Annotated in this window: 1 protein-coding gene; it reads left to right on the top strand. The window is 71.1% G+C overall.

What is annotated here, in order from left to right; all coding sequences use genetic code 11:
- Window positions 1–24 precede the first annotated feature (24 nt).
- Window positions 25–235: hypothetical protein (locus JMJ55_RS31475; RefSeq protein ID WP_236034284.1), on the top strand; the 211-nt coding region annotated here is incomplete at its 3' end.

Genomic DNA, 235 nt, shown 5'->3' with positions numbered 1-235 from the left:
GAGGATCAGGCCCCGGCGCCGAAGGTGAACCGCACGCCGCCAGCCCCGGCAGAGGTCGAGGACGAGGCCCCCGAGGAGAAGCCCAAGCCCGCGAAGAAGAGGCCCGAACCGAAGCCGGAGCCTAAGCCCGAGCCGGAACCGGAACCGGAACCGGAACCCGCCGAGGAGGATACCGCGCCCGAACCGGAAGCCGAGCTTGATCTCGCGCCCACTTCGCAGCCCACCGACCCTGCGA

The organism is Belnapia mucosa (assembly GCF_016775475.1).
Classification (GTDB): domain Bacteria; phylum Pseudomonadota; class Alphaproteobacteria; order Acetobacterales; family Acetobacteraceae; genus Belnapia; species Belnapia mucosa.
Note: the sequence above shows the minus strand (reverse complement) of the source record. Positions and strands in the feature narration are given on the sequence as shown.